Source organism: Rubellimicrobium thermophilum DSM 16684 (assembly GCF_000442315.1).
Taxonomy (GTDB): Bacteria; Pseudomonadota; Alphaproteobacteria; order Rhodobacterales; family Rhodobacteraceae; genus Rubellimicrobium; species Rubellimicrobium thermophilum.
Genome location: NZ_KE557320.1, coordinates 1,019,396 through 1,034,339, shown reverse-complemented (window position 1 = coordinate 1,034,339; position 14,944 = coordinate 1,019,396). Strand labels below are relative to the sequence as shown.

Annotated in this window: 12 protein-coding genes and 1 pseudogene; 6 read left to right on the top strand and 7 right to left on the bottom strand. The window is 67.7% G+C overall.

Features of this window, described 5'->3' with window-relative positions; genetic code table 11:
• The 3 genes and pseudogenes from RUTHE_RS06000 (at nt 1) to eutH (ending at nt 3,745) form a co-directional block, all read left to right on the top strand.
• A complete protein-coding gene (locus RUTHE_RS06000) occupies nt 1–2,463 on the top strand; it encodes a GcvT family protein (protein WP_021097429.1) in 2,463 nt (820 codons plus the stop codon).
• Between the two features lie 42 nt (nt 2,464–2,505).
• Nucleotides 2,506–2,577, top strand: a pseudogene (locus tag RUTHE_RS18210) (hypothetical protein); the annotation flags it as partial.
• A 46-nt stretch (nt 2,578–2,623) separates the two neighbouring features.
• Entirely contained in the window at nt 2,624–3,745 is a 1,122-nt protein-coding gene (gene eutH, locus RUTHE_RS05995) for an ethanolamine utilization protein EutH (RefSeq protein WP_021097428.1), read from the top strand.
• 56 nt (nt 3,746–3,801) lie between these two features.
• Here eutH and recJ read toward each other — a convergent pair whose 3' ends face one another.
• From recJ to RUTHE_RS05960, 7 genes are all read right to left on the bottom strand, one after another.
• Nucleotides 3,802–5,541, bottom strand: coding sequence for a single-stranded-DNA-specific exonuclease RecJ (recJ, locus tag RUTHE_RS05990; RefSeq protein ID WP_021097427.1), 1,740 nt, complete (start codon nt 5,539–5,541; stop codon nt 3,802–3,804).
• A 57-nt stretch (nt 5,542–5,598) separates the two neighbouring features.
• Nucleotides 5,599–6,564 carry a class II fructose-bisphosphatase gene (gene glpX, locus RUTHE_RS05985; protein WP_021097426.1) on the bottom strand — a complete coding sequence of 322 codons (966 nt, stop codon included), beginning with the start codon at nt 6,562–6,564 and terminating at the stop codon, nt 5,599–5,601.
• Nucleotides 6,565–6,693: 129 nt separating this feature from the next.
• On the bottom strand, nt 6,694–7,983 hold the full coding sequence (locus RUTHE_RS05980) for a homoserine dehydrogenase (protein ID WP_021097425.1): 1,290 nt from the start codon (nt 7,981–7,983) through the stop codon (nt 6,694–6,696).
• A 47-nt stretch (nt 7,984–8,030) separates the two neighbouring features.
• On the bottom strand, nt 8,031–8,378 hold the full coding sequence (locus tag RUTHE_RS05975) for a hypothetical protein (protein WP_021097424.1): 348 nt from the start codon (nt 8,376–8,378) through the stop codon (nt 8,031–8,033).
• Nucleotides 8,379–8,436: 58 nt separating this feature from the next.
• The gene (locus tag RUTHE_RS05970; protein ID WP_021097423.1) at nt 8,437–9,015 is read right to left on the bottom strand and encodes a TadE/TadG family type IV pilus assembly protein; all 579 of its coding nucleotides are present in this window, start codon (nt 9,013–9,015) and stop codon (nt 8,437–8,439) included.
• Nucleotides 9,016–9,028: 13 nt separating this feature from the next.
• On the bottom strand, nt 9,029–9,562 hold the full coding sequence (locus RUTHE_RS05965) for a TadE/TadG family type IV pilus assembly protein (RefSeq protein ID WP_021097422.1): 534 nt from the start codon (nt 9,560–9,562) through the stop codon (nt 9,029–9,031).
• The gene (locus RUTHE_RS05960; RefSeq protein ID WP_021097421.1) at nt 9,559–11,334 is read right to left on the bottom strand and encodes a vWA domain-containing protein; all 1,776 of its coding nucleotides are present in this window, start codon (nt 11,332–11,334) and stop codon (nt 9,559–9,561) included. The genes RUTHE_RS05965 and RUTHE_RS05960 overlap by 4 nt, the downstream gene beginning before the upstream one ends.
• 308 nt (nt 11,335–11,642) lie before the next feature.
• Between RUTHE_RS05960 and RUTHE_RS05955 the strand changes: the two genes are divergently transcribed.
• The 3 genes from RUTHE_RS05955 (at nt 11,643) to RUTHE_RS05945 (ending at nt 14,936) form a co-directional block, all read left to right on the top strand.
• Nucleotides 11,643–13,070 carry a Glu/Leu/Phe/Val family dehydrogenase gene (locus RUTHE_RS05955; RefSeq protein WP_040645371.1) on the top strand — a complete coding sequence of 476 codons (1,428 nt, stop codon included), beginning with the start codon at nt 11,643–11,645 and terminating at the stop codon, nt 13,068–13,070.
• Between the two features lie 98 nt (nt 13,071–13,168).
• On the top strand, nt 13,169–13,570 hold the full coding sequence (locus RUTHE_RS05950; RefSeq protein ID WP_021097419.1) for a hypothetical protein: 402 nt from the start codon (nt 13,169–13,171) through the stop codon (nt 13,568–13,570).
• 112 nt (nt 13,571–13,682) lie between these two features.
• A complete protein-coding gene (locus RUTHE_RS05945; RefSeq protein ID WP_021097418.1) occupies nt 13,683–14,936 on the top strand; it encodes a sarcosine oxidase subunit beta family protein in 1,254 nt (417 codons plus the stop codon).
• The last annotated feature ends 8 nt before the right edge of the window (nt 14,937–14,944 follow it).

Below are 14,944 nucleotides of genomic sequence, written 5' to 3'. Positions count from 1 at the left end.
ATGTCCATTGTCCTGCCCGGCCATGCCCGGATCGTCATCATTGGGGGCGGCATCATCGGCTGCTCGACAGCCTATCACCTGGCGCGGGATCACCGGGCGGATGTCGTGCTGCTGGAGCAGGACCGGCTGACCTCGGGGTCCACCTGGCACGCGGCTGGTCTGGTGGGGCAACTGCGCTCCTCGGCCTCGATCACGCAGGTTCTCAGGTATTCCGTGGATCTCTACCGCCGCCTGGCCGCGGAGACCGGGCTCGAGACCGGCTGGAAGATGACCGGCTGCCTGCGGCTGGCCACCACGCAAGACCGCTGGATCGAATACCGCCGCCTGGCCACGACCGCCCGCAGCTTCGGCATGGACATGGAGCTGATCGGCCCCGATGAGGTCCGGCGCATGTGGCCGCTGATGGATGTCTCGGATCTGATCGGGGCCAGCTGGCTGCCCACGGACGGGCAGGCAAGCCCCTCCGACATCGCCCAGTCCCTGGCCAAGGGAGCCCGGATGCACGGAGCGCGTCTGTTCGAAGGGGTCCGTGTCACCGGCTTTCGCATGGAGGGGCGGCGCATCGCGGCCGTGCAGACCGATGCGGGCGAGATCGCCTGCGAGACGGTCGTCAACTGCGCGGGCCTGTGGGCGCGCCAGATCGGCGCGATGGCGGGGGTTTCGGTGCCGCTTCAGGCGGTGCGCCATCAATATATCGTCACCGAACCCATCGAGGGACTGCCCCCGGATGCGCCCACCCTGCGCGATCCCGACCGGCGCACCTATTTCAAGGAAGAGGTGGGCGGCCTGGTCATGGGCGGTTACGAACCCGATCCCATTCCCTGGGACACCGGCCTGCCCGGCAACGACGCGCCCTCCGACTGGGCCTTCCGCCTGTTCGATGACGATTTCGATCATTTCGAACAGCACATGGTTCAGGCCATCGCCCGTGTGCCCGCGCTCGAGCGGGTGGGCGTCAAGCGGATGATCAACGGGCCGGAAAGCTTCACGCCGGATGGCAACTTCATCCTCGGCGCCGCACCGGAATGCGACAACATGTTCGTCGGCGCAGGCTTCAATGCCTTCGGCATCGCCGCCGGCGGCGGCGCCGGCTGGGCCCTGGCCGAATGGGTCGCCACGGGAGAGGCGCCGCTCGATCTCTGGCCGGTGGATATCCGCCGCTTTTCCGCCCTGCATCGCGATCGCGCCTGGGTGCGGGAGCGCACGCTCGAAGCCTATGCCCGGCATTACGCCATCGCCTGGCCCCATGACGAATACCTGAGCGGCCGGCCGCGGCTTGTCTCGCCGCTCTATGCGCGTCTGAAGGCGGCCGGCGCCGTGTTCGGCTCCAAGCTGGGATGGGAGCGGCCGAACTGGTTCGCCCCTCCCGGCACCGAGCCGCGCGACCTACCCTCCATGGGGCGGCCGAACTGGTTCGATGCCGTGGGCGAGGAACACCGCCATGTGCGCGCGGTCGCGGGCCTGTTCGACCAGTCCTCCTTTGCCAAGTTCGAACTGTCCGGCCCCGGTGCAGAGGCCGCCCTGTCCCGTCTCTGCGCCAATGATGTGGCACGCCCGCCGGGCCGTCTGGTCTATACCCAGATGCTCAACAGCCGCGGCGGCATCGAATGCGATCTGACAGTTGCGCGGCTGGCGCCGGACCGGTTCTACATTGTCACCGGCACGGGCTTTCGCACGCATGATTTCGCCTGGATCGCCGATCATCTGCCCCGCGATGGCTCGGTGCGGCTCGAGGATGTGACCGAAGGCTGGGGCGTGCTCTCGCTCATGGGGCCGCGCGCGCGGGATATCCTCGCCGCCGTGACGCCGGCCGACATGTCCGGCGCCGCTCATCCCTTCGGCCATGTGAGAGAGATCACGATCGCAGGACATCCCGTCCGGGCCCTGCGCGTCACCTATGTGGGGGAACTCGGCTGGGAGCTGCACGCGGCCATCGACAGTCTGGGCGACATCCATGACGCCCTGATGGAAACGGGTCTCGGCCTGCGGCCGGCGGGTTATCGCGCCATCGAATCCCTGCGCCTGGAGAAGGGTTACCGTGCCTGGGGCAGCGACATCTCGCCCAATGACACGCCGTTCGAGGCGGGGCTGGGCTGGGCTGTCAAGCTTCGGACGACGCAGGACTTCATCGGGCGCGCCGCGCTGGAGCGGCAGGCCGGCCGGGTGCCCTCCCGACGTCTTGTGGGCTTCATGGCCGAGGATCCGGACGTCGTCCTTCTCGGCCGCGAGACCATCCTGCGCGAGGGCGAGCCGGTCGGTTATCTGACAAGCGGAGGCTTCGGCTACAGCATCGGCCGTCCGCTGGGCCTGGGCTATGTGCGGGCGACCGATCGCCAGCCCGCGATGGACGACACGGCCCTGCTGGCAAGCCGTTACACCCTCATCGCCGCGGGAGAGGAGGTGGCGGCCCGCCCCTCTCTCCGGCCGTTCCACGATCCGGAAGGGCTCGCGATCCGCAGCTGAGACCAAGGCGCGGCAACAGCGCCGACAGACAGGGAGAGAAGCATGGAACTGATCGGAACGATCGTGATCTACATCATCATGGCCTGTGCCGTGGCGGGTGCCATCGGATATATCCGGGATCCCGACAACGGCATCGGCCGCGAGTTTCGCGAAGGGCTGTATGCGATCGCCCGATCTTCATTCCGGTCGCCGGGATCATGGCTGCGATCCCCTACTTTCGCGGATCGTCAGCAGCGCCGTCGGACCGCTCTTCGCGGCGGTGGGGGCCGATCCGGCCGTGGCCGCCACCACCATCATCGCGATCGACATGGGGGGCTATCAGCTTGCCGATGCACTGGCCCAGAGCCGTGAAGGCTGGCTCATGGCATCGCTCGTGGGCTACATGGCGGGGGCGACGATCATCTTCTCGATTCCCGTGGGCCTCGCGATGCTCGACCGGCGGGATCACAAATACATGGCCCTCGGGATCATGTCGGGAATCCTGTCGGTGCCGGTCGGCGTCTTCATCGCCGCCCTGATCGTCCTGCTGACCGGCACGCCCATCCGGCCGGAGATCGCGACGACCGGCCCGGCCACCCTGCAGCTGGCGCTGGGCCTCGGCCAGATCCTGCGCGACCTTCTGCCGCTCGTGCTGTTCTGCGTGGCCATCGCTCTGGGGCTGCGCCTCGTGCCGGATGCGATGATCGCGGGCTTCCTGTGGTTCGGGCGGATCATGTATGGGGCGATCACGCTCGTTCTCGTCTTCTCGATCGTCGAATATTTCACCGGCCTGTTCACCACCCTGTTCGGGGGTTGGGGTTTCGATCCGATCATCGCCGACGAGGCCGATCAGTTCCGCGCTCTCGAGATCGCGGGCTATATCGGGATCATGCTGGCCGGGGCCTTCCCGATGGTCTATCTGATCACCCGCCATCTGGCCGGGCCGATGCAGGCGCTCGGACGCCGTCTGGGCCTTTCGCCGGTCGGGGCGGCCGGGCTTCTGGCGACCATTGCGAACATCCTGGCCATGTATCGCCTCGTGCGCGAAATGCGGGCACGCGACAAGGTGCTTGTCATCGCCTTTGCGGTCTGTGCCGCCTTTGCCTTCGGCGACCATCTGGCCTTTACGGCGAATTTCCAGCCTTCGCTGATCCTGCCGCTGCTGCTGGGCAAGCTTCTGGGCGGGGCGGTCGCCTTTGCCATCGCGGCGCGCCTTTCGGTGCCCAAGGCAGAGGCGCTGGAAATGCAGGAGACCCCGGCTGCAGGACAGGCCCCGGATGCGGCCCGGCCGGTCACGGCCTGAACCATCCGTCGGGCCGGATTCGGCCCCGGTTGCCCGGCATGGCCGCCGCGTCGAGCCTAGCGGTGCCCCGCAGGGGCGGCATCGTCGAGCATCAGCTGCACCGACCGTCGCCCCTGCCAGGTGTTGATCTCGAGCCGCCCGGCGACATGGAACCGACCTGCACCCGGCCGGAGCCGCGACAGCGGGCCGTCCGCCGCGCCGAAGGCGATGGCGTCGATCCGGCCGCCCATCCCGTCATCCAGCGCGATCTTCAGGTGACCATTGCCCACGACCCGCGCATGGGCCACCGCCAGATCGCAGAAACCGAATCGCGGAGAGGGGGCCGATGCGCCGAAGGGGCCGGCGCGTTCCAGCGTCTCCACCAATGGCAGGCTTGCCGCGCGGGGCATCAGCAGCCCGTCGAGCACCAGGTCGCGCGGCCCCTGCGTTTGGGCGCCCTGCCGGGCCAGAAGTTCGCCCAGCCGCTCCATGGCCGGCTCGATCCTCCTGCGCTCGACCTCGAGCCCGGCTGCCATCGGATGGCCGCCACCGCGGCGCAGCAATCCCTCCTCGACCAGGCGGTGCACGGCGGCGCCCAGATCCACGCCGGGGACCGAACGGGCCGATCCCTTGCCCGTCTCGCCATCAAGGGCGATGACGACGGAGGGCACGGCGAATGCCCCCATCAGGCGGGCGGCTACGATGCCGACCACGCCGGGATGCCATCCTTCGCCCGCTGCCCAGGCGAGCGGACCGGGCAGCCGGGTCTGGGCCTGTGCCATGGCCTCGGCCTGCACGCGGGCCTCGATGGCACGGCGCTCCGCATTGTGGCGGTCGAGACGCTCGGCCAGGGCCTGCGCTTCGGCGGGATCGGCGGTGGCCAGCAGGCGCGCGCCCAGATCCGCCTGCCCGACGCGCCCGCCGGCATTCACCCGCGGCCCGAGGACATAGCCCAGCGCATGCACATTGGGCGCGGCTGACAGTCCCGCGACATCGGCCAGCGCCGCAAGCCCGATCCGCTCCCGCCGTGCCATGACGGTCAGCCCCTGCCGGACCAGCGCGCGATTGACACCGCGCAGCGGCGCGACATCGGCGACCGTGGCCAGGGCCACGAGATCCAGCATCGCCATCAGATCCGGTCCCTGCCGGCCGAAGGCCCGCAGTCGCCGGTTGACCTCGACCAGCATCAGGAAGACCACCGCCGCCGCGCAGAGATGACCCAGATCGCGGCTTTCGTCCTGACGGTTGGGGTTGACCACCGCCACGCAGGGCGGCAGCGATTCCCCGCCCAGATGATGATCGAGCACGATCACGTCGCAGCCCTGCGCGGCTGCGATCGGTCCATGGGCGACGGTGCCGCAATCGACACAGAGGATGAGGTCATGCGCGGCGGCAAGCCGCACCATGGCAGCCTCGTTGGGGCCATAGCCTTCGGTGAGGCGATCGGGGACATGGAGCGTCGCCTGACGGCCCATATGCCGCAGCCAGGTCAGCAGCAGGGCCGCCGAGGCGGCCCCGTCCACGTCGTAATCGGCGAAGATGGCGATCCGCTCTCCCCCCAGCACAGCCGTCAGGAAACGCTCTGCCGCTGCGTCCATGTCGCGCAGGGTCAGCGGATCGGGAAGAAGATCGCGCAGCTTCGGATCAAGATAGCCCGCCGCTTCGGCCGGGGTGACGCCCCGGCGCACCAGCGTCAGCGCCACGGCATGGTCGAGCCCTGCCTCGCGCGCGACGGCCTGGGCAAGGCGGTCCTCCTCGGCCGTGGGGCCGATCCAGCGGCGGCCGGTGAGCGATTCGGAGACGCCAAGAAAGACCATTCCCCGACCGTGCCGAAACCTCCCCCCCGCGGCAAGCCATCGCCTTGCGTCAGGCGCTCAGCGCAGCGGATTGGTGTAGATCATGCGCCGCACGCTTCCGGTCTTGGATCGCATCAGCATCGTCTCCACCGTGATGGAATGCGGCGTGCGGCGGACGCCGGGCAGAAGGCTGCCATCGGTGACGCCGGTGGCGGCAAAGATCACATCGCCCGTCACCATGTCGTCGAGCGTATAGACACGGTCGAGATTGGTGATCCCGGCCCTGCGTGCCCGTTCGCGCTCGTCATCGTTGCGGAAGAGGAGCCTGCCGTAGATCTGCCCCCCCATGCATTTCAGTGCGGCGGCCGCCAGCACTCCTTCGGGGGCACCGCCGGCGCCCATGTACATGTCGATTCCGGTCTTCTCCGGTTCGGCGCAATGCATGACGCCGGCCACATCGCCATCGGTGATGAGCCGCACCTTCGCCCCGGTGGAGCGGACCTCGGCAATCATCTCGGCATGGCGGGGACGGTCGAGGATGCAGACCGTGATGTCCCGTGTGGAGACGCCCTTGGCCGCGGCCAGGGCCGAGACCCGTTCTGCCGGGCTCATGGCAAGGGTCACGACACCGCGCTTGTAGCCCGGACCGATGGCGAGCTTGTCCATGTAGACATCGGGCGCATGCAGCAGCGTGCCGCGCGGGGCCATGGCCACGACGGCAAGCGCATTGGGCATGTCCTTGGCGGTCAGCGTCGTGCCTTCCAGGGGGTCAAGAGCGATGTCCACCGCGGGGCCGTTCCCGGTGCCCACTTCCTCGCCGATGAAGAGCATCGGGGCCTCGTCGCGCTCGCCTTCGCCGATGACCACCACACCCGCGATGTCGAGCAGGTTGAGCTGCCGGCGCATGCCGTCCACGGCGGCCTGATCCGCGGCCTTCTCGTCGCCGCGCCCGATAAAGTCGGCGCAGGCGATGGCGGCTGCCTCGGAGACGCGGGCAAGGCCGAGGGAGAGCATGCGGTCGTGGAACTCGGGCGCAGTGGGCATGGACGGCTCCTCTGAAGGCTCGTTCTGACCTACCCCTTTGGCTGGTCGGCGGAAAGCGGCGCGAACGCTAACGCCCGGCCTCGGGCATCAAGACGACCCGGGCAGGAAGACGGGCTGCCCGCATGGCGGTCAGAGCTGCTCGATGCGCAGGGCAACCGGCTGTCCGGCCAGCACGCCCGTCTCGGGCAGGGCGGTCAGCGCCTCGTCGAGAGCCGCGCGCGTTGTGCGATGCGTGACGATCAGGACCGGGGCGGTCGTGTCCTCATGCCCGTATTGGCGCATCCGGTCGATGGAGATGCCGGCATCGCCCAGAACCCGGGCCACCTTGGCCAGGGCGCCGGGTTTGTCGATCAGTTGCAGCCGCAGATAATAGGGCGCGGCGACAGCCCCCTGCGCAGGCCGCACGCGCCGCAGGCTCGTGGCAGGCACCCCGAAGGTGGGCACACGGTTGCCGCGTGCCAGATCGATCACATCGGCCAGAACGGCGCTGGCGGTCGGCCCCGCCCCGGCGCCCGGTCCGCGCAGCACGATCTGACCCACCGAATCCCCCTCGATCACGACCATGTTCGTGCCGCCTTCGAGCTGGCCCAGCGGCGAGGAGGCCGGCACGAGGCAGGGCTGCATCCGCTGTTCGAGGCCCCGCCCGGTCATCTGCGCCACACCGAGGAGCTTGATCCGATAACCCATGTCGGCAGCGCGCCGGATGTCCTCGATCGTCACGGCGCCGATTCCCTCGAGAGCGACATGACCGAAGTCCACCTCGGTTCCGAAGGCGATGGCCGCCAGCAGAGACAGCTTGTGCCCGGCATCGATGCCGTCCACATCAAGCCGCGGATCGGCCTCCAGATAGCCGAGCTGGCGGGCCTCCTCGAAGACTTCGGCATAGGACAGCCCGGCCGATTCCATCCGTGTCAGGATGTAGTTGCAGGTGCCGTTCATCACGCCCATGACCCGCCGGATCTCGTTGGCGGCAAGACCTTCGGTCAGGGCCTTGATGACCGGGATGCCGCCGGCGACCGCGGCCTCGAAGCGGATGACGCGGCCCTGTGCCTCGGCGCGCAGGGCCAGGGCGTGGCCATGATGGGCCAGAAGGGCCTTGTTGGCGGTCACGACATCCTTGCCGGCATTCAGGGCCGCCTCGACCGCGGCTTTGGCCGGGCCTTCATGGCCGCCCATGACCTCCACGAACAGGTCGATGTCGTCGCGCCGGGCCAGGGCGACGGGGTCATCCTCCCAGGCATAGGCATCGATCGGCACGGCCCTCTTGCGCGAGCGGTCCCGCGCCGAGACGGCCACCACCTCGATGGGCCGCCCGGCCCGTGCCGCAAGGCGATCGCCCTGGCGGTGCAGGATCTGCAGCACGCCGGTTCCCACCGTTCCGAGTCCGGCGATGCCGAGGCGGAGGGGCGTGTTCGTCATGGTGCGGCCTTTCCTGAGGTCGCCGCGTGGTTAGCCTGCCGGACGGATCATGGCAACGAAGCCGACGGGGTTGACGCCTGCCAGGGCGTCGCGGCTCGCAGATTTGCGGCCCGCTGCCTCAGGGCGTCCAGGCGTGCGGCGTCCTCGGCCGGATCGGATGTCGGCGCCAGTCCCGCGCTTCGCGCCGCGAGGGCATCTGCACGGGCGGACAGTTCTGCCTCGAATCCGCCAGATGCCGACAGCGCATCGGCGCTTTCGAGGATGGGAATCAGGGGAAGCAGCGGTGCCGGCGGGGCTTGCCTCTCGGAGGGGGGGATGCGGGCATCGAGCGCCGGGAACTGCGCACAGGCGGCAAGCGCGAACAGGAGGCCGAAGGGCAGGGTGGTCCGAAGCATGCCCCAGCCTAGGCTGTCTGGGGGGGGTGTGGAAGCGGCTGGCAGATCCCCCGTGCGCCTAGCAGATCCCCGTGGCCATCGTGCCGCCGGTATTGCGGTCGTTCCAGCAGAGCTGGCTGGCAAAGCGCGGCCGCGTCACGACGAAGTCCCGGAACGTGAAGGGTGCGATGACCGAGGCAGGCGGTCTGTAGTCCACCCAGGTCTCGGTCAGGATCGCGCTTTCGCCGGCGGGCATGACAGGCAGGAAGGGGGCGAGTTTCGCGAGATCGTTCGTGACGAGCTGCTGGGCGCCGGATCCCCGCACGCGCGACCAGACGACCTCGTAGCGGCGTGCGGTGGCGTTCCATCGGATGACGGTGATCCGCATGCTTCGCGGTTGGTCGGACTGGGTCAGGACCTGCTGGAGCGCGAAGAGGCTGTCGAGATAGGCCGGGGTGACCCAGTTGGTCTCGCGGCTCAGGATGTCGCCGATCGTGTAGGCGGCCTTGGTGTTGAGCGACTGGGCGCGATAGCCGTCGAAGAACACGAAGGTTGCCAGATAGGCCCAGACGAGGATGGGCAGGATCAGCATGGCCTCCACGGCCATGCTGCCTCTGTCGTCGCGGGCGAAGCGGAGCAGGCGGTGACGCAGGCGCATGGCGGCGCGGCCTTCAGCTCGGTTCGATCACGAAGGCGCTGGTGGAGGTCAGTCCGAAGGCATTGCCCGACTGTCCGACCAGTGCGAAGCCCAGGCCCGAGCCGGGGAAATAGGGCCGCAGCACCGCGCAGGCCCGGACAACCATCAGTTCGTTGGGCTGGCCGGGCTGGAAGTCGCGCTGGGCGGTGACGGGATTGTCGCGGCTGACGCAGTCTGGATCGGGTCGCAGCGTGCGCCAGTTGCGGGGATCCACGGGCATCATCTCGATCTTCATCCGGTTCAGGCAGTCGGGGATGATCAGGGCGGCGTCGCAGATGATCCGCCGGAGATTGTCCTGATTGACCTGAGTCAGCGCCCCGAGGCGCACCTGCCGCATGGCGATGTCCATGCCCCGGTCGAGCATGACCTGCCGTGTCAGCATCATGCCCAGCTCGAAGGTCGAGAAGAAGAAGCTGAGCAGGATCGGGAGGACGATCATGAACTCGATGGTGGAGGAGCCGTCCTCGCCGCGGCGCAGACGGCGCAGCGCAGACCGGATCCGGGTCATTGGATCAGCCTCAGGGCATTGATCTGTGCCGCGATGGCACGGAAGGCCGTCGAGATCTGGAGGCCATCCGCATCATAGTAATGCGCGGGAGAGGAGGCGCAGTTGAAGATCGCGCGCTGGCCATTGGCGGGAGCCTCGAAGGCGATCCCGAAGACGATCACGCCATTGTTCCGGGCCATGTTGCACATCTGCTGGAGCTGGCTGTCCATCGTCGTGGTCGGGGTCTGGGTGCGGAATGTGTCCATCCATTCGTCCGCAATCGCGATCCGCCCCGACGAGCTGGTGGACAGCGCCCGCCCATAGAGCTGCCAGGCGACCCAGTGCATCCGCACGCTGGCCCAGACCTGCCCCCAGGTCTGCTGATCCGCGCCCCACCAGCAGGCTTCGTTGGATTTGAGCTTGCCCCGCCCGTCGTCGCGGTTGTCGCAGACCCCGTCGCCGTTCACGTCGATGCGGCGCAGATCGCCTTCGGCATAGGGAACGCTGCTGGCCGGGGTGCTGCCGTTCCAGGGCCGGGCATGCCACTGCGCCAGATGCGGCACCCAGAAGGGGCGGCTGTTGGCCAGTGTGGTGGAGGTCCTGCGGTCCACCCGGCTTTCGTGAAAGATCGAGAAATAGCCGTCACTGCTGGTCGAACGCCAGATGGGCGAGGGCGTGTTGCCGCGATAGCCTTCGTTGACGCGCTCCTCGGCGAAATGCTCTCCGTCGGTCATCAGGACGATCACCTTGAGCGTGTTCTCGCGCCGCCAGTCGTAAGGGCGGCCGGAATAGAAGCTCGGAATGTGCCCGGCGTGGATGAAGCTGTCGAACATCGGGCGCGAGTTGGGATCGAGCAGCGTCATCCCCCAGCGCATCCCGGCATTGATGGAGGTCGCCCCGACAGCGGTCAGACCTTCGATCTGCGATTGCAGGGTCGAGATGTTCCGCTGCGGCAGGCGGACGATGTTCGTACTGGATGGCGGGCACCAGACATTCGTCAGCACAGGCGCATTGGATGCGATAGAATAATAGGCATTCGCCCGTGTTGTGGTGGAGAAGGTATCCGCATGCTGTGTCGCCGGCATGGGCAGATTCCGCGTGATCGACTGCGTCGCATAGACCGAGGCCGGCAGATCCACGCAGTTCACATTGGCCGGGTTGGTCACGATGTCGGTGATGCCGGTATACCAGCCGCGCAGTGTCGGACCGAGATTGACCTGCCCGTTGAAGGGCACGATGGCAATGGACATGCGGTTCTCGGTGTCGTTCCGAAGGACCGTCTCCACGAATTCCCGCGCCGCCGATTTGAGGTTCACGAGGCGGTTGTTCGACGCCATCGAGCCGGACACGTCGAGGACCAGGACGATCTCAATGTCGTTGACATTCTCGCGTGCGGTCGAGGCGCTCCTCACGTCGAGCGAGGGCACCCCCACGAGATCCATGAAGAAGGTGTTCAGCGTGATGCCGGCCGTGGCGCTGACGGTGCGGCTGTTGAAGGTCTCGCTGACCTCGACCGAGGTGAGATGGTCGATCAGCTGCGCCTTGCGGAAATAGTCCTCCACCACCGCGCGGGGGCTCTGCGTCTGGTCGAGATCGGCCGCCGCCAGGACCGCGCGGTCGAGGGTGGCCTGCAGGCGCGCCCGGTTGGCTTCGAACCGCATGAGATCGACGCTCATGCCGCCCACGATCAGCATCGCCAGGAAGATGAACATCGCAAAGATGACCATCGACCCCTCCTCCTCGCGCGTGAAGCGGCGAAGGAACGGCAGCAGGGGCCGCGGCAAGGCGCGCATGACGGATCCTCCTTCATGCCCTTCCGGCCCGTCATGGGCAGAAGGACGCCTTCGCAGACAATCACCCGCTTGGGGCCGAAATATGGCATGAAGTCTGCATTTCGGGGTTGATTGTCAGGGCCTTGCGATGGATCGCGCGGCTTGGGGCCGACTGTTGCCGGCCTCGCGCCGCTGCGTCCCCGCGTATCCGCCATGCTCAACCGAATCTTAACCTTGCCGTGTCAGGCTGGGGACTATTCTGTCAGGCGAATTGCGGTCGCCTGGCCCGATTCGCCCAGCAAGGAGGAGACCCCATGAAGGATGCCGCCATGACGCCACCGGAACCGTCCTTCCGCGATTCGGTGGACCTCATGTTCAATCGTGCGGTCCGCTTCATGGACCTCTCTCCGGGGCTGGAGGAAAAGATCCGCGTCTGCAACGCGACCTATGTCGTGCGCTTCGGCGTGCGCCTGCGCGGCGCGATCCATACCTTCACGGGCTATCGCTCCGTCCATTCCGAACACATGGAGCCGGTGAAGGGCGGCATCCGCTATTCCCTCATGGTCAACCAGGACGAGGTGGAGGCCCTTGCCGCCCTGATGACCTACAAATGCGCGCTGGTCGAGGTGCCTTTCGGCGGGTCCAAGGGTGGCCTGTGCATCGATCCCCGCCAGTGGGAGGAACACGAGCTCGAACAGATCACGCGCCGCTTCACCTACGAGCTCGCCAAGCGCGACCTGATCCATCCCGCCCAGAACGTCCCCGCCCCGGATATGGGCACCGGAGAGAGGGAGATGGCCTGGATCGCCGATCAGTATCGGCGCATGAACACCACGGACATCAACGCCTCGGCCTGTGTCACCGGAAAGCCGCTGAATGCCGGGGGGATCCATGGCCGGGTGGAGGCGACGGGCCGGGGCATCCAGTATGCCCTGCGGGAATTCTTTCGCCACCCGGAGGATGTCGCCCGGGCGCATCTCTCGGGCGGTCTGGAGGGCAAGCGCATCGTCATCCAGGGGCTCGGGAATGTGGGGTATCACGCCGCCAAGTTCCTCTCGGAGGAGGACGGCGCGCGCATCGTCGGGATCATCGAGCGCGACGGCGGCGTCTGGTGCGACAGCGGCATCGACATCGAGGCGGCGCGCCAGTGGCTGAGCAAGAATGGCGGTCTGCGCGATCTGCCCGGCACGCGTTTCCACGAGGATGGCCCCGCCATGCTCGAGGCCGAATGCGACATCCTCATTCCCGCCGCGCTCGAGGGGGTGATCCACCGGGGCAACGCCGAACGCATCCGCGCGCCCCTGATCGTCGAGGCGGCCAACGGCCCTGTGACGGCCGGCGCCGACGAGATCCTGCGCGAGAAGGGGACCGTCATCATCCCGGATCTTTACGCCAATGCCGGTGGGGTGACGGTCAGCTATTTCGAATGGGTCAAGAATCTCAGCCATATCCGCTTCGGCCGGATGCAGCGCCGGGCCGAGGAGGCGCGCAGCGCCCTCATCGTGCGCGAGCTGGAGCGGCTGTCCGAGGACAAGGGCCTCGGCTGGACGCTCTCGCCCAGTTTCAAGCGCGACTACATTTCCGGCTCGGATGAACTGGCTCTGGTCCGGTCGGGCCTGGATGACACGATGCGCGATGCCTACCGCTCCATGCGCGAGATGTGGCACGCCCGGCCCGAGATCGGGGATCTGCGCACCGCGGCCTATATCGTGGCCATCGGTCGCGTCGCGGCCAGCTACCGGGCCAAGGGGCTCTGAACGGGGGTCTCCTGTCCGGCAGAGGGGCCTGCAGGACGGTGCTTGACCCCTGGCGGGTCCGGTGCGATCCGATCCGGGTGCAGCGCCGGAGAGTCGTCATGGAACCTCATCTGTCCGCCCTGTTCCGCCGTCTGTTTCCGCTTCTTGTCGCGGGTTTCGTGCTGGCGGTCCTGGGTCTGTCCGCTGCGGCCTGGGTGCAGGGGGCGGGGTTGCTGAGGGCGCTGGGCCTGGCGCTCGGCGGCCTTGTCCTGCTTGTTGCGGCCTTCGGCCTCGTCGCCGTCCAGATCGAGAACAACGCGCTTCTGCATCGCATCGCCTCCGCGCTCGAGGATGGCGAAACCGGCAGGAGGGTGGCTCCCGAGGGGACCGACGGGACCGGACCGGCAGGTTCGCGCGCTGCCGCGCCGGTGATTCCCATCGCCGCCCGCTCCGAGCCGCCGCTGCGCAGGGCCCCGCGCCCGGCGGGTCGTGTGGAGCCGCCTCTCAGCCGCCGGGGCTGACGGGGCGCTTCCTCCTGTCGCCTGATTGCGACATGGCATGACGCGACAAGGCTGGGCCTGTGCCCCTCGCCCTGCTAAGAGGGCAGAGCCAAGGCACGGGGGACAGGGTGTCATGCGCTATTCGGGCTTTCGCGTCCTTGCGGAAGGGCTGCGCGGCAACCGTGGCTGGACGCGCGCCTGGCGTGATCCTGCGCCCAAGGACCGGTATGACACCATCATCATCGGCGGCGGGGGGCATGGCCTTTCGACAGCCTATTACCTGGCCCGCAATCACGGCATCACCGATGTCGCCGTGCTGGAGAAGGGCTATCTCGGCGGGGGCAATGTCGGCCGCAACACGACCATCGTGCGGGCCAACTACTTCCTGCCCGGCAACAGCGAATTCTACAGCCATTCCCTGAAGCTGTGGGAAGGGCTGGAGGCCGAGCTGAACTACAACGTGATGCATTCGCAACGCGGGCTGATCAACCTGTTCCATTCGGACAGCCAGCGTGATGCCTTTGTCCGGCGCGGCAATGCGATGGCCGCGCAGGGGGATGACGCGATCCTGCTCGACCGCGAGGGGGTCCGGCAGCTGTTGCCCTATCTCGATTTCGACAATGCGCGCTTTCCCATCCACGGGGGGCTGTTCCATCCCCGCGGCGGCACCGCGCGCCATGATGCGGTGGCCTGGGGTTATGCCCGCGCGGCGGACCGGCGCGGCGTGGATCTGATCCAGAACTGCGAGGTGACGGGTATCGACATCGAGGGGGGGCGGGTCGTCGGCGTGCAGACCACGCGGGGGGCGATCCGGGCGCGCCGCGTGGGGATCGTGGTCGCCGGCCGATCCAGCCAGGTTGCGGCCATGGCCGGTCTGCGCCTGCCGATCGAAAGCCATGTCCTCCAGGCCTTCGTGACCGAAGGACTGAAGCCCGTGATCCATCATGTCATCAGCTTCGGCATGGGGCATTTCTACATCAGCCAGTCGGACAAGGGCGGGCTCGTGTTCGGGGGGGATCTCGACTTCTACGCTTCCTACGCCGCCCGCGGAAACCTGCCGATGGTCGAACATGTGATGGAGGCCGGCATGACCCTCATGCCGATGATCGGCCGGGCGCGCGTGCTGCGAAGCTGGGGCGGCATCATGGACATGTCGCCCGATGGGTCGCCCATCATCGACCGCACGCCCATCGAGGGGCTGTATCTGAACTGCGGCTGGAACTACGGGGGGTTCAAGGCCGTGCCTGCCTCGGGCTGGTGCATGGCCCATCTGATGGCCACCGGCCAGCCGCATGAGGTGGCGGCGCGCTATCGCCTTGACCGCTTTGCGACCGGCCGCGGCCTGATGGACGAGGAAGGCACGGGGGCGCAGCATTCGCTGCATTAGGAGGCCGG